Below are 25,054 nucleotides of genomic sequence, written 5' to 3' on the forward strand. Positions count from 1 at the left end.
ATGCAAGCCGACACCCTCAGCAAGCCTGCCGACGCCGCCCCCCGCGGCAGCGCCCTCGACTGGATCCAGCGCCTGGTCAGCTACGACACCACCAGCCGCCATTCCAACCTCGGCCTGATCGAGACGGTACGCGACCATTTCCTCGCCAAGGGCCTGCGTCCGCACCTGAGCTACAACCCGCAGAACGACAAGGCCAACCTGTTCGTCACCGTGCCCGCCGCCAACGGCGCCACCAACGGCGGCATCGTGCTGTCCGGCCACACCGACGTGGTGCCGGTGGACGGCCAGAACTGGACCACCGACCCGTTCAAGCCGGTGATGCGCGACGGCCGCCTGTACGGGCGCGGCACCTGCGACATGAAGGGCTTCATCGGCACCAGCCTGGCGCTGCTGCCCACCATCCTGCAGGCCAAGCTGCGCGAGCCGGTGCACTACGCGCTGTCGTTCGACGAGGAAATCGGCTGCATGGGCGCGCCCTACCTGCTGGCCGAGCTGCGCGAGCGCGGCGTGCGCCCGGCCGGCTGCATCGTGGGCGAGCCCACCAGCATGCGCGTGATCGTCGCGCACAAGGGCATCAACGCCTACCGCTGCTGCGTCAAGGGCCAGGCCGCGCATTCGTCGCTCACGCCCAGGGGCGTCAACGCCATCGAATACGCCGCGCGCCTGATCTGCTTCATCCGCGACATCGCCGACGAGTTCAAGGCCAACGGCCCCTACGACCAGGCCTTCGACGTGCCGTTCACCACCGCGCAGACCGGCACCATCCAGGGCGGCATCGCGCTCAACACCATCCCGGCGCTGTGCGAGTTCGTGTTCGAGTTCCGCAACCTGCCCGGGGTCGACCCGGAAGCGATCTTCGCGCGCATCCAGGCCTACGCCAACGACGTGCTGCAGCCGAAGATGCGCGCCGAGCATGCCGACGCGGGCCTGGCCATCAGCAAGATCGCCGCCGCGCCCTCGCTCGACGTGGCCGAGCAGGAAGCCATCACGCAACTGGTGCGCGCGCTGACCGCCGACCGCGACGTCAACAAGGTGGCCTACGGCACCGAGGCCGGCCTGTTCCAGCGCGCCGGCATCCCGGCCGTGGTGTGCGGCCCCGGCGATATCCAGCAGGCCCACAAGCCGGACGAGTACGTCGAGCTGACGCAGCTCGCCGCGTGCGAGTCGTTCCTGCACAAGGTGATCGACAGCCTGCGCGTGAGCTGAGCGGAATCGGCTCCGCGGGGTTGTGGGGCCGGCGGGCGCGCGGACGTTTACAATACGGGTCCTTGCCGCCACGGCGGCCTGCCATTCCGCATCCAACGCCACCCGGCGCGCCGCGCGCGCCCGCATCCACGCCATGCCCCTGATTCTCCAAAGCCTCGCGCCGATCGGCGCCGCCGACCTCGACGCGCTGCGTTCCCTGGCCCAGGCGCCGCAACTGGCCGCGCGCACCGGCCTGGTCGCCGCCGCCGACGACTGCGCGCCGCTCACGCCCGCGCTACGCGAAGCGCTCGACGCCTTCTGCGGCCCGCGCGCCATCGACTGGGCCATCGTGCCGGCCGGGCGCAGGCTGTCGGACTTCAGGCTGGTGGCGATGGACATGGACTCCACGCTCATCACCATCGAGTGCATCGACGAGATCGCCGATTTCTGCGGCCTCAAGGCCGAGGTCTCGGCCATCACCGAGGCCGCCATGCGCGGCGAGATCACCGATTTCAACGAGAGCCTGCGCCGCCGCGTGGCGCTGCTCAAGGGCCTCGACGCCAGCGTGCTGGAGCGCGTCTACGAGGAGCGCCTGCGCCTGTCGCCGGGCGCCGAGAACATGCTGCGGGCCGTGCAGGCGCTGGGCCTGCGCACGCTGCTGGTGTCGGGCGGCTTCGTGCATTTCACCGACAAGCTCAAGCCGCGGCTGGGGCTCGACTTCACGCGCGCCAACACGCTGGAGATCGTCGGCGGCAAGCTCACCGGCCAGGTGCTCGGCGAGATCGTCAACGCCGACGTGAAGGCCCGCACGGTGCGCGAGGTGTGCGCGCAGATCGGCGCCGATCCGGCCCAGGCCATCGTCATGGGCGACGGTTCCAACGACCTCAAGATGATGGCCGTGGCCGGCCTCTCGGTGGCGTTCCGCGCCAAGCCGGTGGTGCGCGCGCAGGCCAGCGTGGCGTTCAACCACGTCGGGCTCGACGGCCTGCTGCAACTGTTCCCGCACTGATTTCCGCGCGTTGATCCGCCCCGCCCCGGGGCGCGCGCAGCCTGCCCTGCCCCGGCGCCCGCCGGGGTTTCCCCTCCGTCCCGCCGCCTGATCGTCCCTGCCCGCCCGCGCGCAGGGCGCCTTGTCACGCACCGTTGCGGGGCAAAATTCTCTCTCCAGGCTTGCAAGTACAAATCGTAATCATTATCATTTGTCTTTTCCAGAATAATCCCGACCCGCCATGCAAGTGCTCGCCGTGCTGCTTGGGTTGGGCGGCGCCTGTGGTTTTTATCTTGCATCGCCCAACCAGCGCCTTCTTTCTCCCCTGCCATCCGCCGCCACCGCCTGGCTGTGCCGGGCAGCGGCAGTAGCCGTCGCCGTGTCGGCCTGGGCATGGAGCACGGCGCAGGGCTGGCCCTGCGCCATTGCCGCGACGCTGGCCACGGTCGGCACCGGCCTGTCGCTGTGGCCGTTCGCGGGCGCCTGCCTCGATGCGCGGCGCCGGCGCCAGGAGCGGCAACCGGCGGGAGCCGCCCGATGACGGCGGCGAGCCTGCGCGGCGCGCGCAAGCCCCGGCCCGGCATGGGCACCAGGTGGCTGGCCGGCACGCTGCTGGGCCTGCCGCTGTCCGTGGCGCTGTGCGCGCTGTCCGTGATGTGGCTGCCGGGCGGCTGGCAGAGCGGCGCCGTCGGCGCCATGCTGGCGTGCCTGCCGCTGTGGGTGGCCATCATCAGCGCCTCGGTGCTGTTCCGCAGCAGCCTGGCCGCGTGGTCGTGGCTGGCGGCCGGCAACGCGGCCGCGTTCGGCGCGCTGTGGGCCTGGCGCCTGCTGGCGGGCGGCGCGGCATGACCCCGCGCAACAGGAGCGACACATGAAAGCCGCCACGCTGCGCCTTTACCAGACCCTGCATACCTGGGTCGGCCTGATGGCCGGCTGGGCCCTGTTCATCGCTTTCTTCGCCGGGGCCATCACGGTCTTCCACGAGGAACTGCACACGTGGCAGTCGCCGGACCGCGCGCTCGCCGACCGCCCGGCGGCGCAGGGCGCCGATCCCGCCGCGCTGGACCATTTCATGCGCGCGCTGGTGGCGGCGCATCCCAGGAGCGCGGAAAGCGCCTACGTCACGCTGCCGACCGTGCACGAGCCCGAGTTCACCGCCTACTGGCTGGACCAGGACGGCAACTGGCAGACCAGCAGCTCCGGCAAGCTCGAAGCCGGCCGGAACACGCCCGGGGACACCTCGCTCGATGCCGCGCACGGCGAGCTGGCGGCGTTCATCGACAGCCTGCACTACACGCTGGGCGTACCGGTGGCGGGCAACTATTTCATGGGCGCGGTCTCGGTGCTGTACGGCCTGGCGCTGGTGTCCGGCGTGCTGCTGCACCTGCCGCGCCTGAAGGCGGACCTGTTCGCGGTCCGGCCCGGGCGCAACCTCAAGCGCTTCTGGATGGACGCGCACAACGTGATCGGCCTGTTCAGCCTGCCCTTCCATCTCGTGTTCGCCATCACCGGCGCCGTGCTGTGCCTGGCGATGGTGCTGATCACGACGTTCAACGTGCTGGCCTTCGACGGCAAGCTGTTCGAGGCGCTGCCGCGCCTGACCACCGCCTCGCCCGAGCTGAAGGCGGCGGGCCGGCCGGCGCCGATGCTGCCGGCGGCCACGCTGATGGAGGCCGCGCGCGCCAGCGCCGGCGCGCGCTTCACGCCGCTGTCGGTACGCTACCAGCACTACGGCGACGCCCGCGCGCTGATCGAGATCCGCGGCAACAGCGCGCGCGCGCTCGGCAACTATGGCTCGGTCTCCGTGCACGCCGCCGCCGGCCAGCCCGACAGCGGCCGCGTGCTCGCGGACCAGACCGCCGGGCGGCGCGACGCCAACCACGCCATCTACAGCGCCATCTACGCCCTGCATTTCGGCACCTACGGCGACCTCGCGCTGCGCCTGGTCTACCTGATTGGCGGGCTGGCCGGCGCCTTCCTGTTCTACTCCGGCAACCTGCTGTGGATCGAATCGCGCCGCAAGACCCGCCAGGCAGAGCAGCCGCGCGTGCACCGCCTGCTGGCGCAGGCCACCGTGGGCGTGTGCATCGGCTGCTGCATTGGCGTGGCCGCGGCCTTCTGCGGCGCGCTGGTCTGGCCCGGGCGCGTAGCCGGCTGGCACTACTTCCCGGTGTTCTTCGCCGCGCTGGCCTGGGCGCTGCTGCGCGCGCCGGCGCGCGCGGCCATCGAACTGCTGTGGGCCGCCGCGGCCGGCGCCGCGCTGGTGCCGGCGGTCAACGCGGCGATGACCGGCGACTACCTGTGGCAGGCGGCGCTGGCCGGCCACTGGGCCGTGGCCGGCTTCGACTTTGGCGCGCTGGCGCTGGCCTGCGGCTTTGCCGTGCTGGCCCTGGCCACGCGCCGGCGCGCGCGCAACGGGCCGCCGCATTCGGTGTGGGCCCTGCCGGCGCGCGGCGACCCCGCCACCGCGGCCAAGGTGGCCAAGGTGCCGGCGTCGCTGGCCGAGCCGTCCTGAGCGCCGCGGCCCCCGCCTTTCATCCGCTTTCGTCGTAGCCATCCAGGCCCGCCAGCGGGCTGGCCTGGCCTCACTTTTCCTAAAGAACCGTCCTTATGCCTTCTCCTCGCCCATCGCAAGGGTGCGCCGCCGCATGCGCGCCCGCTCTCCGGCTCTCGCCTGTCGCCAGCGCGGTGCTGGGCCTGACCGTCGCCTTCGCCGCGCTGCCGGCGCTGGCCCAGGCCGAAGCCACCTTGCCGACCGCCACCGTGTCCGCCTCGCGCGACGCGGAGCCGGCCAAGGTCGAACGCGTGAGCGGCGGCGCGCTGGGCGACCGCAAGCCGGTGGACACGCCGTTCTCCGTGGTCGGCGTCACCAGCGAGGAGATCCAGGAGCGCATGGCGCAGACCGCCAACGACGTCTTCAAGTACGACCCGTCGGTATCCATCCTGGGCGACAACACGCGCACCGAGAATTCGTATTTCGCCGTGCGCGGCATGCGCGTGGACCCGCTCAACGGCACCAAGGTGGACGGCCAGAATTTCGTGGCCTGGGACACCGAACTGCCGCTGGAGCCGTTCGAGCAGGTGGAACTGCTCAAGGGCCTGTCCGGCTTCATGTACGGCTTCGGCACGCCCGGCGGCATCGTCAATTACGTGGTCAAGCGCCCCACCGACACGCTCTATCGCCAGTTCACCTTCGGCTACCAGGCCAACAACATCTGGAGCGAGAAGCTCGACCTCGGCGGCCGCTTCGGCGTCGACGACCGCTTCGGCTACCGCATCAATGCCGTCAACGAGGAAGGCAACTCGGTGGACCCGAACGTGCGCGTGCGCCGCCAGGTCTTCTCGCTGGCCACCGACTTCCGCATCACGCCGGACCTGACCTGGTCGGCCGACGTCATGTACTGGAAGCGCAAGACCAGCGGCACGCTCTTCGGCATGTCCTTCGCGCCCGGCGTGGACGTGCCCGGCGCCAGCAAGGTCGCGCGCAACATCGTGCAGCCCTACTCCTCGCACGAGACCGACACCACCACCGTGGGCACCGGCCTGGACTACCGCATCAACGACGCCTGGAAGGCCAGCTTCAAGTACCGTTTCGCGCGCGAGAACCGCCTGAACGCGGACAGCTTCCTGTTCGTCGAGGACGCCGCCGGCAATTTCTCCGACACGCAGTACCGCTGGAAGACGGCCTACTACTACCAGGCCTACGACGCGATGGTGCAGGGCAAGTTCGACACCGGCGGCATCAAGCACGAGGTGGTGGCCGGCGTCGGCTACCAGACCCAGGTGCGCGAGCTGGATTCCGGCCTCGGCGGCAACGGCATCTACCTCGGCGAGAGCAACCTGTACAACCCGGTGCCGCTGCCCGAGCAGGCCGGCGTGGGCAAGGACTACGTGCCCTACCGCGACTACAAGATCACGCAGAAGTCGCTCTACCTGAGCGACACCATCCAGTTCACGCAGCGCTTCTCGGTGCTGGCCGGCCTGCGCTACACCGACTTCGCCCAGAGCAGCTACGACACCTCGGCCCAGACCACCTCGCGCTACAAGGCCAGCCCGGTCTCTCCGACGGTGGCGCTGATGTACAAGACCGACGACTTCTCCACCGCCTACTTCAGCTACGTGCAGGCGCTGGAGCAAGGCGGCTCGGCCGGCATCACCAACGCCAACTACCCGGCCGTCTACGGCCCGCTCAAGAGCAAGCAGTACGAGATCGGCTTCAAGACCGAGCGCCGCGACTGGGGCGCCAACGTGGCGCTGTTCCGCGTGGACCGCGGCTACGAGTACACCAACACCGCGAACGTGTTCGTGCAGGACGGCACGCAGCGCTTCACCGGCCTGGACACCAGCGGCTGGCTGCGCATCGCGCGCGACGTGCGGCTGCTGGGCGGCGTGATGTGGCTCAACGCCAAGGCGCACGGCGTGGACGATCCCGCCATCGACGGCAACCGCGTGTACGCCACGCCGCGCTACATCGCCACCGCCCGCGTCGAGTACGACACGCCGTTCCTGCGCGGCCTGACGCTGTCGGCCGGTGCCAAGATCACCGGCGACATGTACGTGAACTCGGCCAACACGCAGAAGGTGCCGTCCTACACCACCGTGGACCTGGGCGCGCGCTACCTGACCAAGGTCGCCGGCAAGGCGGTGACGCTGCGCGCCGGCGTCAACAACGTGGCCGACAAGCGCTTCTGGACCACCACCTACGACGGCTTCGTGCTGCCGGGCGCCTCGCGCACCTTCCTGGCCAACGCCAGCGTGCAGTTCTGACCGCGCTGCCGGCGCCTTCCGCGCGCGCCATGAAAAACGGCCCCGCCGAAGCCTCGGCGGGGCCGTTTTCGCATGCGCGCCGGACTCAGGCGCGCAGCGTCGCTTCCATCGCCGCGCGCAGGTCGGCGATCAGGTCGCGCGTGTCCTCCAGGCCGATGTACAGGCGCACCAGCTCGCCCGTGCCTTCCCAGCCGGCCGGCGGCCAGCTGCCCGCCGGCCGCATGGTCTGCACGTGGTACGGCACCGCCAGGCTGTGCGCGCCGCCCCAGGACCAGCCGATGGCGAACAGGCGCAGCGCCTCGACGAAGGCGTCGACCTGCGCGCGCGTGTAGCGCTCGCGCAGCACGATCGAGAACAGGCCGCTGGCGCCGGTGAAGTCGCGCCGCCAGAACTCGTGCCCCGGGCAGTCGGGCAGCGCCGGGTGCAGGACCTTGGCCACTTCCGGGCGCCGGCACAGCCATTCGGCCACCTCGCGCGCGGCGCGGTCGTGCGCGGCCAGCCGCACCGGCATGCTCGGCAGCGAGCGCAGCACCAGGTAGCAGTCGTCGGCGGACACGCCCCAGCCCATCAGCATGCGGGAGCGCCTGATGCGGTCGTGGAGCTTGTCGTCGCGGGTCAGCACCGCGCCCATCAGCACGTCGCTGCCGCCCGACTGGTACTTGGTCAGCGCCTGCACCGAGATGTCGATGCCCTTGTCGAACGGCCGGAAATACACGCCGGCCGACCAGGTATTGTCGATGGCGGTGAGCACGCCGCGCGCGCGCGCCGCGGCCACGATGGCTTCGGTGTCGGGGATTTCCATCGTCACCGAGCCGGGCGACTCCATCCAGATCAGCTTCGTGTTCTGGCGGATCAGGCCCGCGATGCCGGCGCCGATCATCGGATCGTAGTAGCGCACCGACACGCCGAAATCGCGCGCCAGCCATTCGCCGTGCTCGCGGTTGGGGCCGTAGACGTTGTCGGGCACCAGCACGTCGTCGCCCGACTTGACCAGCGCGAAATACACCTGCGAGATCGCCGCCAGGCCGGACGGCAGCAGCAGCGTGTGGCGCGCGCCCTCGATCAGCGCCAGATGCTGGCACAGCGCCTCGCTGGTGGGCGTGGCGTGCAGGCCGTAGCGCCAGTAGGTGGTGGCGCCGTCGCCGTGCGCGCGCAGCTCCGCGAGGTTGCGGAAGACCACGGTGGAGCCCCGGTGCGTGGGCGGCGAGAACGAGGCGAAGCCGGGCGCGAGGTCCAGCTCCGGCTGGACGGCCACGGTTTGCAGGAAGGCGGGTTGGGGAGCGGGCTGAGAAGCGGAGGGCTCCGGCGGCTGGCGGTCGGACACGATGGTTCCTTGTCTGGCGATGACTCGATAAGCATTCGAGCTTACCAGCATTCGGGCGCGCGTTGGCCCGGGGTGCCTTCTTCGCCTCCGCCCGCGCCCGGCTGGCTAGTGGTCGGAGATCGACGACTTCGGCGGCGGCGGCGCGTAGGTGATGCCGCTGCCGGGCCTCATGTCGAACGGCGGGATCACCAGCACGCCGAGCGGCCGGATCATGAAAGGCAGCACGATGGCCGGGTTGGCCGGGTCGGTCCAGTTGCCGCGCACCGCGCCGGTGGCGTCGATGGCGCCCTCCCAGTTGCCGGTCACGTGGGTGCCGTCGCTGGATTCTTCCATGAGGAAGCCGCCGTTCTCGTATTCGCCGGCCAGCAGGCGCACGCCGCCGCCGCCCGCGCTGTATTCGCCGTGCACGCTGTCGCGCTCGTCCGGCTTGGGGCCGATGCGCAGGCGCACCGGCTGGTCGCCCAGCGTGCCCACGTAGACCGGCAGCGAAGCGTATTCAGGGCGCGGCGCGAGCGGCCGGGGCGCGCCCGTGGAAAGCTGCGCGCCGCGCTTCGCCTCGCCGTCGCGGATCGCCTGGTTGATGCCGAAGCCCTTGCCGTCGCCAGCGGGCGGCACCGTGGACAGCTCGGTGCCGCCGGCGGCCAGCGCGGCGCCGGCCAGCATGGCCGCGGCCATGCCGGCCGCCAGCGGCAGCCGGGCGCGGAACGATCGGTTCGCGGGACGACGCACTGCCGCTGCCTCAGATGCGCTCGAAGATGGCCGCGATGCCCTGGCCGCCGCCGATGCACATCGTCACCAGCGCATAGCGGCCCTGCACGCGCTGCAGCTCGTACAGCGCCTTGACCGTGATCAGCGCGCCGGTGGCGCCGATCGGGTGGCCGAGCGAGATGCCGGAGCCGTTCGGGTTGACCTTGGCCGGATCGAGGCCGAGCGCCTTGGTCACGGCGCAGGCCTGCGCGGCGAACGCCTCGTTGGCTTCGATCACGTCGAGGTCCGCCACGCTCAGGCCGGCGCGCGCCAGCGCCTTCTTCGTGGCCGGCACCGGGCCGATGCCCATCGTCTTCGGGTCCACGCCGGCGTGCGCGTAGGACACCAGGCGCGCCAGCGGCTTGAGGCCGCGCTTCTCGGCCACGCCGCGCTCCATCAGTACCACGGCCGCGGCGGCGTCGTTCAGGCCCGAGGCATTGCCCGCGGTGACGGTGCCGTTTTCCTTGACGAAGACCGGCTTGAGCTTGGCCATGTCGTCGATGGTGACGTCGTGGCGCACGTGCTCGTCGGTGTCGAAGGTCACGTCGCCCTTGCGGGACTTGAGCGTGATCGGCAGGATCTGGTCCTTGAAGTGGCCGGCGCGGATGGCCGCCGAGGCGCGGCGGTGCGACTCCAGCGCGGTCTCGTCCTGCTGGCCGCGGCTGATGTCGTATTCCTTGGCCACGTTCTCCGCCGTCACGCCCATGTGGATGCTGTGGAACGGGTCGTGCAGCGCGCCGAGCATCATGTCGAGCAGCTTGGCGTCGCCCATGCGCGCGCCCCAGCGGGCCGACTGCGCCAGGTACGGCGCGCGGCTCATGCTCTCGGCGCCGCCGCCGATGGCCACGTCGGTGTCGCCCAGCAGAATGGTCTGCGCGGCGCTCACGATGGCCTGCAGGCCCGAGCCGCACAGGCGGTTGACCGTCAGCGCGGGCGCGTCGATGCTCACGCCGCCCTCCACCGCCGCCACGCGCGACAGGTACATGTCGCGCGGCTCGGTCTGGATGACGTTGCCGAACACCACGTGGCCGACCTCGTCGCCGCCGACCTGCGCGCGGGACAAGGCCTCGCGCACGACCAGGGCGCCCATCTGGGTCGGGGAAAAATCCTTCAGGCTGCCGCCGAAGGTACCGATCGCGGTCCGGACGCCGCTCACCACCACCACTTCACGTGTCATCTTGTGTCTCCTGGGCTGATGTTGCAGCGCACAGTATAGCGGCGCGCCGGGCAAAACGAACGACCGTACTTTTACCTAAGCCTCGCCGGGCGGGTCAGACCTCGCCCCACAGGTCGTGGCCGTCGGCGCCGGTGATCTTGACCTCGACGAACTCGCCGGCCTTGTAGCGCTGCCCCGCGCCCGCCGGCGGATCGATATAGACCAGCCCGTCGATCTCCGGCGCATCCGCGGCCGAGCGGCCGATGCCGCCATCCTGGTTGACCTCGTCCACCAGCACGCGCAGCGTCTGCCCCACCTTGCGCTGCAGGCGGCGCGCCGAGACTGCCTCCGCCACCTCCATGAAGCGCGCGCGGCGCTCCTCGCGCACCTCGTCCGGCAAGGCGCCCGGCAGGTCGTTGGCGGTGGCGCCGTCCACCGGCGAATAGGCGAAGCAGCCCACGCGGTCCAGTTCGGCCTCGGCGATGAAGTCCAGCAGCGTCTGGAACTCCGCCTCGGTCTCGCCGGGGAAGCCGGCGATGAAGGTGCTGCGGATGGTCAGCTCCGGGCAGATCTCGCGCCACGCGCGGATGCGGTCCATCGTTTTCTCGGCATTGGCCGGGCGCTTCATGCGCTTGAGCACGTCCGGGTGCGCGTGCTGCAGCGGCACGTCCAGGTAAGGCAGCACGTGGCCCTGCGACATCAGCGGAATGATCTCGTCCACGTGCGGGTACGGGTACACATAGTGCAGGCGCACCCAGGCGCCGTAGCGGCTCGCCAGCTCGCCCAGCGCCGCCACCAGCTCGGTCATGCGCGTCTTGAGCGGGCGGCCGTCCCAGAAGCCGGTGCGGTACTTCACGTCCACGCCGTAGGCGCTGGTGTCCTGCGAGATCACCAGCAGTTCCTTCACGCCCGACTTGAACAGGTTCTCCGCCTCCAGCATGACCTCCGCCACCGGGCGCGACACCAGGTCGCCGCGCATCGACGGGATGATGCAGAACGAGCAGCGATGATTGCAGCCCTCGGAGATCTTCAGGTAGGCGTAATGCTTGGGCGTGAGCTTGATGCCGGCCGGCGGCACCAGGTCGGTAAACGGATCGTGCGGCTTGGGCAGGTGCGCGTGCACCGCCTGCATCACCTCGCCCAGCGCGTGCGGGCCGGTCACGGCCAGCACCTTGGGATGCACCGAGGTAATCATGTCCTCGCCATTGGCGTTCTTCTTCGCGCCCAGGCAGCCGGTCACGATGACCTTGCCGTTCTCGGTCAGCGCCTCGCCGATGGCGTCCAGGCTCTCCTGCACCGCCTCGTCGATGAAGCCGCAGGTATTGACCACCACCAGGTCCGCGCCGTCATAGGTGCCGCTGATGGCGTAGCCCTCGGCGCGCAGCTGGGTGATGATCTGCTCGGAGTCGACCAGGGCTTTCGGGCAGCCCAGGCTGACGAACCCCACATTCGGAATACGGTCTTTGTTGGTCGTTGATTCTGCAGGGTTTTTCACGGTTACTTCCAGATGTGGGGCGGGCCGGGCGGGACATGGCCGCCGGGCCGTACGAAGCCAATCGCGCATTTTAACCGTTCGCCGGCGTTTGCCGGCGGCTAAGGCCACACATCTCCATTCACCCGAAGTCTCTCCCCATTTGACGCCTAAGAAGTCGTTTCAAAATGGAGCGAAGCGGTCCTGGCTAAGGCCGAGCAGGGAATTCGGTGATCCGCCTGCGCAGCGACGCGCCCTGCAAGGGTGCGGCCGCAGACAGTACAAGTGGTACTTGCCGTGCCGCGCAACGATGCCAGGACCCTTTTGAAACGGCTTCTAGAGCCTCACGGCCGTGAGGCCGTGCACCCACCCTCCCACTTGCGAACAGCTGAAATCGTTCGAGACTCCACTTCGACGGCAGCCACCAAGCTGGTGACTGCTCTTGCACCTGCGACAGATCGCTTGCCAGTCCCTACGAAAAGCTACTCTTAATTAACATTAACATTATGCCAATGCCATATCAGCGAGCGCCGGTTCCTTTTTTGTTCTTGCCGTACCGAACTATGGCCAGATCGGGCAGCCACAAGCAGCATGTTTGCCGAGGGGCGGTTGCCCAGCTCCAATGCCATATGCACATTGCTTTTCTGCCTCACGCTCGTCAGGGAGCCCGTAATCGGGACAGGGTCCACTGGTCCACTATCTCAGTTCACTCATGCCGACGTCAGCCGTCGGCGGATATGCAGCCCCTTATGCGCCTCCTCACCGATACCCTCTATTGCAGGCTCAGTTCCAGCCCTCCTTTGCAGTCCACCAATGCCAAGTATTTCTGCCCGCCTTTGCGGAATGCAATGCTCGACAGCGTGGAGTCATACACCGAGCCGGGGACAAATTCGATATCGTCAGCTCCTTTTCCGTTGCGGATAAAATAATCGCGTACGGCTGATTCATAAAACTGCGGAGTCGCATCTGGGCAAGTCCCCATATTACCATCATAGTGGCGCAACCCTATTACAAATGGGACCAAGAAGATCGCCAACACAGCAGCAACCAGGACACCGACAAGAGCAACCCCCATCCGATTTAATATTTTCAATATTATTTTCATTTGCTATAAATAAATTATCCACATAAGTATAAAATAAACAAATAAAATAATATCCCTCCCCCGAAGAAGAACTTTTGCTTCTCTATTTCTTACCAGGACCGGGCGGGGGATCCTTCGGTGTGGGATACTTGATCGGCGGCATCGATTGGTTACTCAAAGGACCATCGAATTCGAGCAGAGCGGCTCCAGTGAATTCGATGGTGTAGTCAGTATGGCCAAAGGTATCGCCAATCCAGCGAAGGAAGGTAGTCAGAGCCTCCTGATAAAATTTGCGCACATTCGGGTCCGCATCGTAGCGATCCGGATTCAGGGTGTAGCGCCCCCTGAACGAATAGTGACCGTTTTCCGTAACGGTTACGATGCCGTCGATTCGACCGGAAACCCGACCAAGCGTACCGCCGACCCAACCATTCTGCAGCATTGGCTCGAAGGTATTGTATGAAAAGGGCACGTTGATGGCATATTGACCGGGTGTGCGGTTCAATTGCACAAGGGCTTTGAAATCACCATGAATTCTATCGAGTGCGAGAGAAAGCTGCAGACCTTCGACCGGGACGCGCACGCTCTGGCCACCACCGTCAATCCAGTGCCACAACGCCTTGATTGGTAGCAGCGGATTACCATACCAGCTTCGCCCTGGATCCGCTGAGGTCAAGCGGCCATTTGCCTGCCATTGATACAACCCCGCGAGTTCGGCCACGAAATTTGGGCGCATGGCCTGCTCCAATGTCAGACCATATTGCGAACCACCAACGATATCCAGCGAGTGAGCCGCCATGTGATCAGTAAACTCGCCCCACGAGCGAATCTGCCCCCACGCAAAGGGACCAGGTCGGCCACTCAAGCCCTTGCAGAATTCCTCAAGGACGCCTTGAGGGTTACCCAATTGGGCCTGGTCAAAAACCTTCACGCCGTTGTACATTAAGCCGTAGGCCAACTGCGCCGGATTAGTAGGAGGCGAACCCGGGGGTGGCATGACGGGCGAGGTACCGCTGCTACCAGTACCCCAAAATGGATCACCTTGTGGCGGATTTGCATAGACCGTGACGGTCGGGAGAGTACCAATATCAATTGACATGAAATTTCTCAGCAATAATTGAATTCGATATAGAGAAACAAAAATCCGTCTAAATCCACCTTGACAGGCATGAACCCACTGAACAAGCAGAGGCTGCCTGTTCACGTCGCCCGGCCCGAGCTAGGAAAAATCTCTTCGCTCCGACGCGCGCAACGCGACGGACTGGCCTCTCCACTCCAACCACGCACCTCTCTTGACTTTCTTGATTCCCCTTATCCCCAATCGAGTCAATAATGGCATCTCCAGTCATGGATTAACAAGAGACAGCCGTGCACAATGGGACAGCATACCGATTCTGCAATCGCGATAAAATCGGCCAACTCCTAATCCGACCATCTTATTTTTGTTACCGGAATTAAATATGAATTAATTATTTTTATGGAACCAATTCAACGGTAATTTGACTTCGGAAAAAACTTAGGTATATTCCGAAGTTCACAAAAATCTCAGCGCCCTGAGTCGATAAGATCACAGAGAACAGTCTTCGCACCCGATGGATTCTTCCGCACTCACTAGGTGCCGCTTTTGGGTTGCTGAGCACACGCTGACATCCAGAGTGCTGCAGTAACGCTCCGCCTATGTGACGCCGGAGGTAGTTAGCTAGCGTCGTGCTGGAGGTGGGACGGCGCCGTGACAGTAGTGAGCTGACACGCAGGCTGTGGGAGTGGGAACATTGCGGACCGTGTCGAACGGCTGATGGAAAGCGAACTCGCTCCGCAATATCAGGGGTTCGAATCGGAATGACGGCGAGACTATGCTATGGGGAGAAATACTAAGCAAACATCACTTTAACGATGACGATGCTGGCAAGGGCGCCACAGCATTTTCTATCACCCCACGTATTTCCCTCGAATCCTGCATGCGCCGGATCGCGTCATGCAGTTCGGCGGCCTGCGGCCAGGTCCGCTTCAGGTAGCTGAGCCACAGCTTGACGCGGCCGTGCTCATGGCAGGAGGCGATGCGGTCCTGCAGTTTCTTCAGGTAGTCGGCGATATGGCGGAGCACCAGCGGCCATTCCTCGCCGCAGGGCGAGCGCTCCATGCGCCCGCGTATGCGCAGGGCCAGGAAGGGATCGGACACGGCGCCGCGCCCGATCATCACGTCGGTGCAGCCGCTCACGGCCCGGCATCGCTCCCAGTCGTCCACGGTCCAGACGTCGCCGTTGGCGATGACGGGCACGTCCACCGCGTCATCGATGCGCGCGATCCATTCCCAGTGGGCCGGGGGCCGGTAGCCGTGGTCGCGCGTGCGGGCATGCACGACGATGGAGGCCGCGCCGCCTTCGGCCAGCGCGGTGGCGCAGTCGATGGCCAGCGAAGTGTCGGACACGCCCAGCCGCATCTTGGCGGTCACGGCGATGCCGGCGGGCACCGCGGCGCGGACCGACGACACGATGCGGTTGAGCAGGCCGGGGTCCGCCAGCAGCATGGCCCCTCCGCCGTGCCGGTTGACGACCTTGGCGGGACAGCCGAAGTTGAGGTCGAGGCCGTGCGGCGACAGCGCCGCGGCCTGGGCGGCATTCCGCGCCAGCCATTCGGGATCGCTGCCGAGCAACTGGATCACCATCGGCGTGCCGCCGGGCGTGCGGGCGCCGTGCAGCACCTCGGGCGTGTCCCGCTCGTAGACGCGCCCGGGCAGCAGCGAGCCCGTCACCCGGACGAACTCGGAGACGCACCCGTCATAGCCGCCCGCGGCGGTCAGCACGTCGCGCAGGACGTAGTCGGCAAGCCCCTCCATCGGGGCGAGGAAGAGCCGGCTCATGTGGGAGTGGGCGCGCAGCCGCTGCCCTTGCCCCGGCGATACGCCGGCGCCGCGGAAAACGCGAAACCGGGCGCCTGGACGGGCTCGGCCTGGGCGGCATGTGCTGCGGGAATGGCTCGGATTTCGGAGGGCATCGGGATTGGCGCTGCGCGGACGATCACGCAGATGAATCGCCACATTCGGGAGAGGCAGCCGCCGCGATCGTTGCTGGCGCTGCCCGGACCGGCGTGATTCTAACCGATCCCCCGGCGGCGGACTTCGGCGCGGGCCGTGGGGAGCCATTGCGAGATCGTAGCGCATACGCTACAGTCTGGCCATGTTCGAGATCCGGACCACGACCACCTTCGACGCCTGGTTCGCCGGGCTGCGCGACCGGCAGGCCCGGATCCGCATACAGGTCCGCATCGACCGCCTGGAGCACGGAAACCCCGGCGATGCCAAGCCTGTCGGCGGCGGCATCAGCGAAATGCGCATCGACCACGGGCCCGGTTACAGAGTCTATTTTCAGCAACGCGGCGCGGTGCTCGTGATCCTGCTATGCGGCGGAGACAAGGCGACACAGCAGGCCGACATCGACAAAGCCCATGCCATCGCCGCACGTCTCGACCTGGAGTAAGCCATGAAAGAATCCACTCGCCCCTGGGACTCCGCCGAACACCTGAAAACGGACGAGGATATGGTCGCCTATTTCGAGGCCTGCCTGGCCGAAGCCGGCGACGATCCCAGTTTCATCGCGCATGCGCTGGGCGTCATCGCCAAGGCGCGGGGCATGTCGAAGCTGGCGCGCGACACGGGGCTGTCGCGCGAGAATCTCTATCGTTCCCTGTCAGGCGAAGGCAACCCCGAATTCAGCACCATCTGGAAGGTGATGCGCGCACTGGGAATCCGTCTGCACGCCGGCCCGGCCTGAGGCCAGCCATTTCGACGATCGTCCGGCCAGCCCTTGCGCGAAAACCTGCCGCCCGTGGCCGGGGCGGAGATGGTGGCAGGCCAGCCGGCAGGCACCCGCCCTACTTCTTCTCCGGCTGATTGAACGGGAACGTGCCGAACATGTTCTTGGCCTGGCTCTGCATCTGTTCCTGCATCTGCACGAACAGGTTCTTGCTCTGCTCGATGTAGTTGCTCATCATCCCCTGCATCATCGGGCCCTGCATGTTCATGAACTGGGACCACATGTCGGGGCTGAACGGCTCGCCCGAGTACAGGCCCTTGGAGTTCTCGGCCAGCTTGCTCTGGATGTCGATGAAGGCCTGGATGTTCTTCTCCAGGTAGGTGCCCATCATGCCCTGCATCGCATGGCCGTAGAAGCGGATGATCTGCGAGAGCATCGCGCTGGAGAACATCGGCACGCCGCCGGTCTCTTCTTCCAGGATGATCTGCAGCAGGATGCTGCGCGTGAGCTCGTCACCGGACTTGGCGTCGATCACCTTGAAATCCTCGGTGTCCATCACGAGCTGCTTGACGTCCGCCAGCGTGATGTAGGTGCTGGTCTGCGTGTCGTAGAGCCGGCGATTTGGATACTTCTTGATCAGTCGCTCTGCGCCTTTCTTGGTGGTAGCCATCGGTGCTCTATCCTTTTATCGTCGCTGTTGCATGCTGCTGCACCGCATGCTGTGCGGTGCGCAATCGGGGGAACCGCCAGCGGGGGATACAACGTGTTGACCTGCAACGCATGATCTATTTTGGTGCGGGCATGCCGCTGCCCTGATTCTATGCCCAACAAGGCACTATTGAAAGCCGGCGCGTTTAAGGAAAACCCGCACGGGGCAATGGATTGCGGGAATTCCCGGGGGAAGGCCGCGGTTTCCGGCGCAGCATTGATGCGGTGCGGGCAATGCAACGCAATATCGGCGCCGGAAAAGAAAAGGCCCTCCGCAGAGGGCCCTGGCACTGGCAGGCCGCCCCGGCAGCGAGGCGGTCCCGCGCTCAGCCCATGTGCAGGCCGCCGTTGAGCGAGAAGTCCGCGCCGGTGGCGAAGCCCGACTCGTCCGAGGCCAGCCACGCGCAGATCGACGCGATTTCTTCCGGGCCGCCGAGGCGCTTGACCGGAATCGTGCCGACGATCTTGTCGAGCACGTCCTGGCGGATCGACTTGACCATGTCGGTGGCGATGTAGCCCGGCGACACGGTGTTGACGGTCACGCCCTTGGTCGCCACTTCCTGCGCCAGCGCCATCGTGAAGCCGTGCAGGCCCGCCTTGGCGGTCGAGTAGTTGGTCTGGCCGAACTGGCCTTTCTGGCCGTTGACCGACGAGATGTTGATGATGCGGCCGAAACCGCGGTCGGCCATGCCGTCGATGACCTGCTTGGTCACGTTGAACAGCGACGTCAGGTTGGTGTCGATCACGGCGTCCCAGTCGGCGCGCGTCATCTTGCGGAACACCACGTCGCGCGTGATGCCGGCGTTGTTGATGAGGACGTCGACCTCGCCGACCTCGGCCTTGACCTTGTCGAAGGCGGCCTTGGTCGAATCCCAGTCGGCCACGTTGCCCTCGGACGCGACGAAATCGAAGCCCAGGGCCTTCTGCTGCTCGAGCCACCTTTCGCGGCGCGGCGAATTGGGGCCGCAGCCGGCCACCACCTTGAAGCCTTCCTTGGCCAGGCGTTGGCAGATGGCCGTTCCGATGCCGCCCATGCCACCCGTTACGTATGCGATGCGCTGAGTCATATCTACTCCTTGATGGCTAGTTGTTATTAGGCCGGCGGCGGGAAAGCCATCTCGCCGCCGGCACACCCCTCTGAGCGGCCGGGCGCGGCATGCCGCGCCCGGCCATCGCTTTGCTTACCGGCGTTCCACCGCTCGCGCTCTGTTACTGGCGTTCCACCGCCAGCGCCACGCCCATGCCGCCGCCGATGCACAGCGAGGCCAGGCCCTTCTTCGCGTCGCGGCGCTTCATCTCGTGCAGCAGCGTGACCAGCACGCGGCAGCCGGACGCGCCGATCGGGTGGCCGATGGCGATGGCGCCGCCGTTGACGTTGACCTTGGAGGTGTCCCAGCCCATCTGCTGGTGCACGGCCAGGGCCTGCGCGGCGAAGGCTTCGTTGATTTCCATCAGGTCGAGCTCCCCGACGCTCCAGCCGGCGCGCGACAGGCAGCGCTTGGAGGCCGGCACCGGGCCCATGCCCATCACCTTGGGATCGACGCCGGCGGTGCCGTAGGCGCGGATGGTGGCCAGCGGGGTCAGGCCGAGCTCCTTGGCCTTGGCGGCGGACATCACCACCACGGCGGCGGCGCCGTCGTTCAGGCCCGAGGCGTTGGCCGCCGTCACCGTGCCGGCCTTGTCGAAGGCGGGCTTGAGGCCGGACAGGCCGTCCAGCGTGACGCCGTGGCGCACGTATTCGTCGGTGGCGAACAGCACCGGGTCGCCCTTGCGCTGGGGAATCGGCACCGGCACGATTTCCTCGGCGAACCTGCCGGCCTTCTGCGCGGCCTCGGCCTTGTTCTGCGAACCGACCGCGAATTCGTCCTGGGCCTCGCGCGTGATGCCGTATTCCTTGGCCACGTTCTCGGCGGTGACGCCCATGTGGTACTGGTTATAGACGTCCCACAGGCCGTCCACGATCATGCTGTCGACCAGCTTGGCGTCGCCCATGCGGAAGCCGTCGCGCGAGCCCGGCAGCACGTGCGGGGCGGCGCTCATGTTTTCCTGGCCGCCCGCCACCACGATCTCGGCATCGCCGGCGGCGATGGCGTTGGCGGCCAGCATCACGGCCTTCAGGCCGGAGCCGCACACCTTGTTGATGGTCATGGCCGGCACCATCACCGGCAGGCCGGCCTTGAGCGAGGCCTGGCGCGCCGGGTTCTGGCCGGAGCCGGCGGCGAGCACCTGGCCCATGATCACTTCGCTGACCTGCTCGGGCTTGACGCCGGCGCGCTCGAGCGCGGCCTTGATGACGATGGCGCCCAGCTCGGGCGCCGGGATCTTGGCGAGCGAGCCGCCGAACTTGCCAACCGCGGTACGGGCAGCGGATACGATGACAATGTCAGTCATTGGGAGATCCTCTCGAGGTAATTGCATGTAGGAAGTGAATCAGCCGGCCGCGTGCGGCAGCCGGCCCGGACCTGTCTCATGCCCTGGCCTTGACGTAGCGTCCGGGGGCAGGCTCGATGGCACGGTAGTCCTTGTTTCCGTAGTCCGCAGGCGCGGCCTTGCGCGCGCCGGCATGTTTGGCCAGCCACGCCGACCAGTCCGGCCACCAGCTGCCGGGATGCTCGGTCGCGCCGTCCAGCCATGCCTGCGCGGAGTCTGCGATCTTGTCGTTGATCCAGTGGCTGCGCTTGTTCTTGGCCGGCGGATTGATCACGCCGGCGATGTGGCCGGACGCGCCGAGCACGAAGCGCACCTTGTTCTCCAGCAGCGCGGTCGAGGCGTAGGACGACATCCACGGCACGATGTGGTCCTCGCGCGAGCCGTAGACATAGGTCGGCACGTCGATACTGCCCAGGTCCACCGGCGCGTTGCACACGGTCAGCCTGCCCGGCACCTTCAGTTCGTTCTGCAGGTAGGTGTGGCGCAGGTACCAGCAGTACCACGGGCCCGGCAGGTTGGTGGCGTCGCCGTTCCAGAACAGCAGGTCGAACGGCACCGGCGTGTTGCCCTTCAGGTAGTTGTCGACGACGTAGTTCCACACCAGGTCGTTGGGACGCAGGAACGAGAACGTGTTGGCCAGCTCCACCCCGCGCAGCAGCGCGCAGGGCGCGCCCGCCGCACCGCCGAGGGTGGCCTCGCGCAACTGCACGTGGGCCTCGTCGACGAACACGTCCAGCACGCCGGTGTCGGCGAAGTCGAGCAGCGTGGTGAGCAGCGTCAGGCTGGCCACGGGGCGCTCGCCGCGGTGGGCCAGCACGGCCAGCGCGGTGGCGGCGATGGTGCCGCCCACGCAGAAGCCGAGCAGGTTGATCTTGTCCTGGCCGCTGATCTCGCGCACGACCTCGATCGCGCGGATCGCCGCGTGCTCGATGTAGTCGTCCCAGCCCAGCTCCGCCATCGAGGCGTCCGGGTTGCGCCACGACACCACGTAGACCGTATGGCCCTGCCCCACCATGTAGTTGACCAGCGAGCTTTCGGGCTGCAGGTCGAGGATGTAGTACTTGTTGATGCAGGGCGGCACCAGCAGCAGCGGGCGCGCGAATACCTTGCTGGTGGTGGCCTTGTACTGCAGCAGCTGGAAGTAGGCGTTCTCGTAGACCACCGCGCCTTCGGTGACGGCCACGTTGCGGCCCACCTCGAAGGCGGAGTCGTCGGTCTGCGAGATCTTGCCGCGGCCGAGGTCGTCCAGCATGTTGCGCACGCCGGCGCGCAGCGATTCGCCGCCCGACTCGATCAGGCGCTGCTGCGCTTCCGGGTTGGTGGCGAGGAAGTTGGCCGGCGACATGGCGTCGACCCACTGCGAGATCGCGAAGCGGATGCGCTGGCGCGTCTTGGCGTCGGCCTCGACCGCGCCGGCCAGCTCGTTCATGGCGCGCGCGTTGATGAGGTAGAACGCGGCCGCGTAGTGGAACGCGGCGCTGCTGCGCCAGGCTTCGCCAGAGAAGCGGCGGTCGCCCAGGACCGGGGCGGGACCGGCATCGCCCTCCGCCATGCGGCGCCACAGCTCGGTGAAGTCCTTCATGTAGCGCTGCTGGATGTCGGCAAGCTGGTCGGGCGGGATCTTCACGCCCGCCGCGGCGGAACCGGCCAGCGCCTCGAAGCCGGGGATGCCCGGCATGCCGGGCAAGCCCTGGGGCATTGCCGCGCCGTTGCCGCTGCCATTACCGCTACCACTGCCGTTGGCCTGCGCCTGACGGGACCATGCCAGCCATGCCGCTGGATCGAATGGCCCCGGTGCAAATGAAAACGGTTGGGACTTGTCTTCCTTGGAGGAAGCTGCCGCACCTTTGCCGGTTGCCATGATGTTTCGTCTCTCTGCCGTCACTTATTTGAAGGCCGGCCGGACGGTGTGCCGCCACTGCGCGCTACGCCGCCGCCAGCCCCGGGACCGGCCCGCCCCGGCGCCCTCGGCTGGTGGCGCCATGCGGTATGCTTGCCGGATATGCCGCGCCGCGGACCGGGCGGTCCCGGCGGAGCCTGCGAATGACCGCGAGCAGACCGCCTCGCAAGACATTCGAGGCCATTGTTGCCTTGCAATGTTCTGCCTGTCAATGCGGAAAACTGCGCGGGCGCAAGGCACCGGCAGATTGCGCCGGGCGCGCCCCGGAACCGGGCCCGCCGCGCGAAGGGGCGAGCTTGCCCGAGGAGGATGACGTTCTGATGTATATCGTTGCGATCGGCTGGCTCTACGTGGTGCTGATGATGGCCATCACCGAGCATACCGTGGTGGCGGGCGTGGCCACCTTCGTGTTTTATGGCCTGGGGCCGGTTGCCATCCTGGTGTACATCATGGGCACGCCGGGCCGCCGCCGGCGCCGCAAGGCCGAGGAAGCGAAAGCGGAAAAAGCGGCGGCGGCGGACGCCGCGGATGCCGCCGCGCCCGCGGACACGCCTGCCGGCGCGGCGCAGGCACCGCGCGAATGAAGCAGCAGGGGTTCAGCCTTCCAGCCAGGCCAGGCTGGCCATGCGGCCGGTGACGCCGTCGCGCCGGTAGGAATAGAAGCGCTGCGCGTCGGTGACGGTGCAGGCATCGCCGCCGTGGACGTCGAGGCAGCCGGCCCGGGCCAGCCGGGTCCGCGCCAGCGCGTAGATGTCGGCGAAGTACTTGCCCGGCGCGCCGGGACGGAAGGCCGCGCCGACCTGCGCGATTTCCGCCGGCCGCGCCGCGTCGAGGAAGGCCTGCCGCACTTCCGCCCCCACTTCGAACGCGGTCGGCCCGATGGCCGGGCCGAGCCACGCCAGCCATTGCGGCTGCGGCCCCGCCTGCGCGCCCATGCGCGCCAGCGCGGCCTCGATCACGCCCGCGCACAGGCCGCGCCAGCCCGCGTGCGCGGCGCCGACCACGGTGCCGGCGCGGTCGCACAGCAGCACCGGCAGGCAATCGGCGGTCATCACCGCGCAGACGCGCCCCGGCGCCGTGGCGATGCTGGCGTCGGCCTGCGGCACCGCGCCGCCCGAGGCAGACTGGTCGGCGGTCGCGACCGCGCAGCCATGCACCTGCTCCAGCCACGCTGGCGCCGACGGCAGCCGCGCGGCCAGGCGCGCCCGGTTGGCGGCCACGGCCGCGGGATCGTCGCCCACGTGCGTGCCCAGGTTGAGCCCGCCGCGGCTGCCGTCGGCGAGGCCGTAGGGCGCGCCGCTGACGCCGCCCTGGCGCGTGGTGGACAGCGCGCGCACGCGCGCCGGCGCCGGCCAGTCCGGCACCAGCCAGTCCGCCTCGGTCGATGTCGGGTCGGTCGATGACGGCTTAGTCGTCATCGCCGTACACCCACACGCCGTCTTCGCCCTCGACCCAGCCGTCATCGTCGTCATCGTCGCCGGTGCCTTCGAAGTCGAGCACGTCGATCAGCGCCTGCAGGTCTTCGGGCGGCGGCGCCTCCCAGGACATGTCCTTGCCCGTCACCGGGTGCACCAGCCCGAGCCGGAAGGCGTGCAGCGCCTGGCGGTCCAGCGGCCGCGGCAGCGGCGCCTTGATGGCCGGGCGCTGGCCGCGCCGGGTGGCGGCGCGGTGGTAGACCGGATCGCCCAGCAGCGGATGGCCGATGGATTCGAAATGCACGCGGATCTGGTGCGTGCGGCCGGTTTCGAGCTGGCACATCACCATCGAGACATGACCGCGGCCCAGCGGCACCGTGCCCAGCGTGCGGAAATGCGTGCGCGAGGGCTTGCCGCTGTTGGTCAGCACCACGCCCATGCGCGTGCGCTCGCGCGGGTCGCGGCCGATCGGCGCGTCGATGGTGCCGGAATCGGGCGTGGTCCCCCACACCAGCGCCAGGTAGCGCCGCTTGACGGTGCGCGCCTGCAGCTGGCGCACGAGGTCGGTCTGCGCGGTCAGCGTGCGCGCCACCACCATCAGGCCGGTGGTTTCCTTGTCGAGCCGGTGGACGATGCCGGCGCGCGGCAGCCCGACCGCTTCGGGATAGCGGTGCAGCAGGCCGTTGAGCACGGTCCCGCCCCAGTTGCCCGCGGCCGGGTGAACCACCAGCCCGGCGGGCTTGTTGATGACCAGCAGCGCGGCGTCCTCATACACCACGTCCAGCTCGACGTCCTCGGCCACGAAGGCGCGCGACTCCGGCGCGGCCTGCGGCCTCACCTCGATGCGCTCGCCCATCTGCACGGCGTCGCGCGAGCGGCGCGGCGCGCCGTTGACCAGCACCGAGCCGCCCTCGATCCATTGCTGCAGGCGGCTGCGGGAGAAGCCGCCGAGATGGCGGGCCAGCAGTTTGTCGAGGCGCTCTCCATGTGAAGCGCTGTCGACATCGAACGAGACCGGCTGCATCTCCGTCTCGATCGGCGTGAGCGCTGCGCCGGGCGGCAGGCCGCCCAGCGCGGCCACGTCGACGAGGTCTTCCAGGTCCTCCACCTCGTTCAAGGCGTCGGCCGGATCCGCGGCGCGCGGCGTGGTGCCCTTGGCGGCGGTTTCCGGCAAGGGGCTTGGGCTATAATGCTTGACGCTATTTTTCATCCGGGATACGTTGCCCATGCAATTGATGAGCATGAAGCGCGCCAGTTGGCGCGCAAGAATTGGAGCGATTCTGCTCGCAGGCGGCTGCGTCATGCTGTCGGCATGCGGCCTGCTGTCGGATCAACCAGACGAGACTGCCGGCTGGTCGGCCAACAAATTATATTCGGAAGCCAAGGACGCTCTCGATTCAGGTGACTTTACCCGCGCGGTCAAGCTGTACGAAAAGCTCGAAAGCCGCTATCCGTTCGGCCGTTTCGCGCAGCAGGCGCAGATCGATACCGCCTACGCCAACTACAAGGACGGCGAGACTGCCGCCGCGCTGGCCTCGGTGGACCGCTTCATCCAGTTGCACCCGAATCACCCGAACATTGATTATGCCTACTATCTCAAGGGCCTGATCAACTTCAACGACAACCTCGGGTGGCTTGGCCGTTTCTCGGGCCAGGATCTCAGCGAGCGCGACCCGAAGGCCGCGCGCGCCGCGTATGATGCCTTCAATACGCTGATCACGCGCTTCCCGGAAAGCAAGTACGCCCCGGATGCCGCCGCGCGCATGCAGTACATCGTGAACTCGCTGGCCCAGCACGAGGTCCACGCGGCACGCTACTACTACCGCCGCGGGGCCTACCTGGCCGCCGCCAACCGCGCCCAGCAGGCCCTCAAGGACTATGACGGCGCGCCGGCCAACGAGGAAGCGCTGTACATCATGATCCGCAGCTACGACTCGCTGGGCATGAAGGACCTGCGCGACGACACCGCGCGCGTGATGGAAAAGAACTTCCCGAACAGCGATTACATCAAGTACGGCGAGCGCCGCAAGGACAAGTCCTGGTGGGAAGTGTTCTGAACGGCAGCCAGCGCTGACGAAAAAGCCCGATTCCGATCGGGCTTTTTCTTGCCTGCGCGCCCGCCCGCGC

23 protein-coding genes are annotated in these 25,054 nt (G+C 67.4%); 10 read left to right on the plus strand and 13 right to left on the minus strand.

The genetic code is table 11. The features are described from left to right. The 6 genes from argE (at position 1) to KF708C_RS20500 (ending at position 6,940) form a co-directional block, all read left to right on the plus strand. On the plus strand, positions 1-1,206 hold the full coding sequence (argE, locus tag KF708C_RS20480) for an acetylornithine deacetylase (protein ID WP_059413071.1): 1,206 nt from the start codon (positions 1-3) through the stop codon (positions 1,204-1,206). 133 nt (positions 1,207-1,339) lie between these two features. Next, positions 1,340-2,194 carry a phosphoserine phosphatase SerB gene (gene serB, locus KF708C_RS20485; RefSeq protein ID WP_059413072.1) on the plus strand — a complete coding sequence of 285 codons (855 nt, stop codon included), beginning with the start codon at positions 1,340-1,342 and terminating at the stop codon, positions 2,192-2,194. 220 nt (positions 2,195-2,414) lie between these two features. Continuing rightward, entirely contained in the window at positions 2,415-2,714 is a 300-nt protein-coding gene (locus KF708C_RS34765; RefSeq protein WP_082079657.1) for a hypothetical protein, read from the plus strand. Beyond that, positions 2,711-3,022 carry a hypothetical protein gene (locus KF708C_RS20490; protein WP_020201237.1) on the plus strand — a complete coding sequence of 104 codons (312 nt, stop codon included), beginning with the start codon at positions 2,711-2,713 and terminating at the stop codon, positions 3,020-3,022. The genes KF708C_RS34765 and KF708C_RS20490 overlap by 4 nt, the downstream gene beginning before the upstream one ends. A gap of 22 nt (positions 3,023-3,044) precedes the next feature. After that, the gene (locus KF708C_RS20495) at positions 3,045-4,688 is read left to right on the plus strand and encodes a PepSY-associated TM helix domain-containing protein (protein ID WP_059413073.1); all 1,644 of its coding nucleotides are present in this window, start codon (positions 3,045-3,047) and stop codon (positions 4,686-4,688) included. A gap of 95 nt (positions 4,689-4,783) precedes the next feature. After that, positions 4,784-6,940 (plus strand): TonB-dependent siderophore receptor, encoded by a 2,157-nt coding sequence (locus KF708C_RS20500; RefSeq protein WP_059413074.1) that lies wholly within the window; start codon positions 4,784-4,786, stop codon positions 6,938-6,940. Between the two features lie 85 nt (positions 6,941-7,025). On the opposite strand, the gene KF708C_RS20505 is transcribed toward KF708C_RS20500, so the two are convergent. The 7 genes from KF708C_RS20505 to KF708C_RS20525 all read right to left on the minus strand — a co-directional run bounded on the left by KF708C_RS20505 (position 7,026) and on the right by KF708C_RS20525 (position 15,582). After that, positions 7,026-8,264, minus strand: coding sequence for a cystathionine beta-lyase (locus tag KF708C_RS20505; RefSeq protein ID WP_059413075.1), 1,239 nt, complete (start codon positions 8,262-8,264; stop codon positions 7,026-7,028). Positions 8,265-8,369: 105 nt separating this feature from the next. Continuing rightward, positions 8,370-8,939, minus strand: coding sequence for a hypothetical protein (locus tag KF708C_RS20510; RefSeq protein ID WP_059413076.1), 570 nt, complete (start codon positions 8,937-8,939; stop codon positions 8,370-8,372). A 64-nt stretch (positions 8,940-9,003) separates the two neighbouring features. Beyond that, on the minus strand, positions 9,004-10,188 hold the full coding sequence (gene bktB, locus KF708C_RS20515) for a beta-ketothiolase BktB (protein ID WP_059413077.1): 1,185 nt from the start codon (positions 10,186-10,188) through the stop codon (positions 9,004-9,006). Positions 10,189-10,282: 94 nt separating this feature from the next. Beyond that, complete coding sequence (gene rimO, locus KF708C_RS20520; RefSeq protein ID WP_059413078.1) at positions 10,283-11,662, minus strand: 30S ribosomal protein S12 methylthiotransferase RimO; 1,380 nt, start codon at positions 11,660-11,662, stop codon at positions 10,283-10,285. Positions 11,663-12,410: 748 nt separating this feature from the next. Then, a complete protein-coding gene (locus KF708C_RS35795; RefSeq protein WP_156173890.1) occupies positions 12,411-12,743 on the minus strand; it encodes a hypothetical protein in 333 nt (110 codons plus the stop codon). An 82-nt stretch (positions 12,744-12,825) separates the two neighbouring features. Beyond that, a complete protein-coding gene (locus KF708C_RS35800) occupies positions 12,826-13,821 on the minus strand; it encodes a lipid II-degrading bacteriocin (RefSeq protein ID WP_156173891.1) in 996 nt (331 codons plus the stop codon). Between the two features lie 783 nt (positions 13,822-14,604). Next, complete coding sequence (locus KF708C_RS20525) at positions 14,605-15,582, minus strand: tRNA dihydrouridine synthase (protein ID WP_059413079.1); 978 nt, start codon at positions 15,580-15,582, stop codon at positions 14,605-14,607. A 316-nt stretch (positions 15,583-15,898) separates the two neighbouring features. On the opposite strand from KF708C_RS20525, the gene KF708C_RS20530 reads away from it, so the two are divergent. Together KF708C_RS20530 and KF708C_RS20535 are read left to right on the plus strand one after the other, a co-directional pair. Next, complete coding sequence (locus KF708C_RS20530; RefSeq protein WP_020201229.1) at positions 15,899-16,198, plus strand: type II toxin-antitoxin system RelE/ParE family toxin; 300 nt, start codon at positions 15,899-15,901, stop codon at positions 16,196-16,198. 3 nt (positions 16,199-16,201) lie between these two features. Further along, positions 16,202-16,492 carry an addiction module antidote protein gene (locus KF708C_RS20535; RefSeq protein WP_029043227.1) on the plus strand — a complete coding sequence of 97 codons (291 nt, stop codon included), beginning with the start codon at positions 16,202-16,204 and terminating at the stop codon, positions 16,490-16,492. A 100-nt stretch (positions 16,493-16,592) separates the two neighbouring features. On the opposite strand, the gene phaR is transcribed toward KF708C_RS20535, so the two are convergent. From phaR to phaC, 4 genes are all read right to left on the minus strand, one after another. Then, the gene (phaR, locus tag KF708C_RS20540; RefSeq protein ID WP_017229831.1) at positions 16,593-17,144 is read right to left on the minus strand and encodes a polyhydroxyalkanoate synthesis repressor PhaR; all 552 of its coding nucleotides are present in this window, start codon (positions 17,142-17,144) and stop codon (positions 16,593-16,595) included. A gap of 364 nt (positions 17,145-17,508) precedes the next feature. Then, a complete protein-coding gene (locus KF708C_RS20545; RefSeq protein WP_029043226.1) occupies positions 17,509-18,249 on the minus strand; it encodes a 3-ketoacyl-ACP reductase in 741 nt (246 codons plus the stop codon). A 142-nt stretch (positions 18,250-18,391) separates the two neighbouring features. Then, positions 18,392-19,573: an acetyl-CoA C-acetyltransferase gene (locus KF708C_RS20550; protein ID WP_020201226.1), complete on the minus strand. Its 1,182-nt coding sequence runs from the start codon at positions 19,571-19,573 to the stop codon at positions 18,392-18,394. A gap of 76 nt (positions 19,574-19,649) precedes the next feature. Next, complete coding sequence (phaC, locus tag KF708C_RS20555; RefSeq protein WP_059413080.1) at positions 19,650-21,473, minus strand: class I poly(R)-hydroxyalkanoic acid synthase; 1,824 nt, start codon at positions 21,471-21,473, stop codon at positions 19,650-19,652. 359 nt (positions 21,474-21,832) lie between these two features. Between phaC and KF708C_RS20560 the strand changes: the two genes are divergently transcribed. Then, positions 21,833-22,096 (plus strand): hypothetical protein, encoded by a 264-nt coding sequence (locus KF708C_RS20560; RefSeq protein WP_020201224.1) that lies wholly within the window; start codon positions 21,833-21,835, stop codon positions 22,094-22,096. Positions 22,097-22,108: 12 nt separating this feature from the next. Here KF708C_RS20560 and pgeF read toward each other — a convergent pair whose 3' ends face one another. Then, on the minus strand, positions 22,109-22,930 hold the full coding sequence (gene pgeF / locus KF708C_RS20565) for a peptidoglycan editing factor PgeF (RefSeq protein WP_059413081.1): 822 nt from the start codon (positions 22,928-22,930) through the stop codon (positions 22,109-22,111). After that, the gene (locus KF708C_RS20570; RefSeq protein ID WP_059413082.1) at positions 22,920-24,137 is read right to left on the minus strand and encodes an RluA family pseudouridine synthase; all 1,218 of its coding nucleotides are present in this window, start codon (positions 24,135-24,137) and stop codon (positions 22,920-22,922) included. The genes pgeF and KF708C_RS20570 overlap by 11 nt, the downstream gene beginning before the upstream one ends. A gap of 16 nt (positions 24,138-24,153) precedes the next feature. Between KF708C_RS20570 and KF708C_RS20575 the strand changes: the two genes are divergently transcribed. Further along, positions 24,154-24,984, plus strand: a complete 831-nt coding sequence (locus tag KF708C_RS20575) for an outer membrane protein assembly factor BamD (protein WP_029043233.1) — start codon at positions 24,154-24,156, stop codon at positions 24,982-24,984. The last annotated feature ends 70 nt before the right edge of the window (positions 24,985-25,054 follow it).

The organism is Cupriavidus basilensis, assembly GCF_000876015.1.
Lineage (GTDB): Bacteria > Pseudomonadota > Gammaproteobacteria > Burkholderiales > Burkholderiaceae > Cupriavidus > Cupriavidus basilensis_B.

Bases quoted from the DNA above. Each gene is read 5' to 3' on its own strand.
- KF708C_RS20545 (WP_029043226.1), bottom strand. From the start codon at position 18,249: ATGACTCAGCGCATCGCATACGTAACGGGTGGCATGGGCGGCATCGGA.
- KF708C_RS35795 (WP_156173890.1), bottom strand. From the start codon at position 12,743: ATGAAAATAATATTGAAAATATTAAATCGGATGGGGGTTGCTCTTGTC.
- argE (WP_059413071.1), top strand. From the start codon at position 1: ATGCAAGCCGACACCCTCAGCAAGCCTGCCGACGCCGCCCCCCGCGGC.
- KF708C_RS20510 (WP_059413076.1), bottom strand. From the start codon at position 8,939: ATGGCCGCGGCCATGCTGGCCGGCGCCGCGCTGGCCGCCGGCGGCACC.
- KF708C_RS20525 (WP_059413079.1), bottom strand. From the start codon at position 15,582: ATGAGCCGGCTCTTCCTCGCCCCGATGGAGGGGCTTGCCGACTACGTC.
- KF708C_RS35800 (WP_156173891.1), bottom strand. From the start codon at position 13,821: ATGTCAATTGATATTGGTACTCTCCCGACCGTCACGGTCTATGCAAAT.
- phaC (WP_059413080.1), bottom strand. From the start codon at position 21,473: ATGGCAACCGGCAAAGGTGCGGCAGCTTCCTCCAAGGAAGACAAGTCC.
- KF708C_RS20490 (WP_020201237.1), top strand. From the start codon at position 2,711: ATGACGGCGGCGAGCCTGCGCGGCGCGCGCAAGCCCCGGCCCGGCATG.
- pgeF (WP_059413081.1), bottom strand. From the start codon at position 22,930: ATGACGACTAAGCCGTCATCGACCGACCCGACATCGACCGAGGCGGAC.
- KF708C_RS20560 (WP_020201224.1), top strand. From the start codon at position 21,833: ATGTATATCGTTGCGATCGGCTGGCTCTACGTGGTGCTGATGATGGCC.
- KF708C_RS20570 (WP_059413082.1), bottom strand. From the start codon at position 24,137: ATGAAAAATAGCGTCAAGCATTATAGCCCAAGCCCCTTGCCGGAAACC.
- phaR (WP_017229831.1), bottom strand. From the start codon at position 17,144: ATGGCTACCACCAAGAAAGGCGCAGAGCGACTGATCAAGAAGTATCCA.
- bktB (WP_059413077.1), bottom strand. From the start codon at position 10,188: ATGACACGTGAAGTGGTGGTGGTGAGCGGCGTCCGGACCGCGATCGGT.
- serB (WP_059413072.1), top strand. From the start codon at position 1,340: ATGCCCCTGATTCTCCAAAGCCTCGCGCCGATCGGCGCCGCCGACCTC.
- KF708C_RS20500 (WP_059413074.1), top strand. From the start codon at position 4,784: ATGCCTTCTCCTCGCCCATCGCAAGGGTGCGCCGCCGCATGCGCGCCC.
- KF708C_RS20575 (WP_029043233.1), top strand. From the start codon at position 24,154: ATGCAATTGATGAGCATGAAGCGCGCCAGTTGGCGCGCAAGAATTGGA.
- KF708C_RS20535 (WP_029043227.1), top strand. From the start codon at position 16,202: ATGAAAGAATCCACTCGCCCCTGGGACTCCGCCGAACACCTGAAAACG.
- KF708C_RS20530 (WP_020201229.1), top strand. From the start codon at position 15,899: ATGTTCGAGATCCGGACCACGACCACCTTCGACGCCTGGTTCGCCGGG.
- KF708C_RS20550 (WP_020201226.1), bottom strand. From the start codon at position 19,573: ATGACTGACATTGTCATCGTATCCGCTGCCCGTACCGCGGTTGGCAAG.
- KF708C_RS20495 (WP_059413073.1), top strand. From the start codon at position 3,045: ATGAAAGCCGCCACGCTGCGCCTTTACCAGACCCTGCATACCTGGGTC.
- KF708C_RS34765 (WP_082079657.1), top strand. From the start codon at position 2,415: ATGCAAGTGCTCGCCGTGCTGCTTGGGTTGGGCGGCGCCTGTGGTTTT.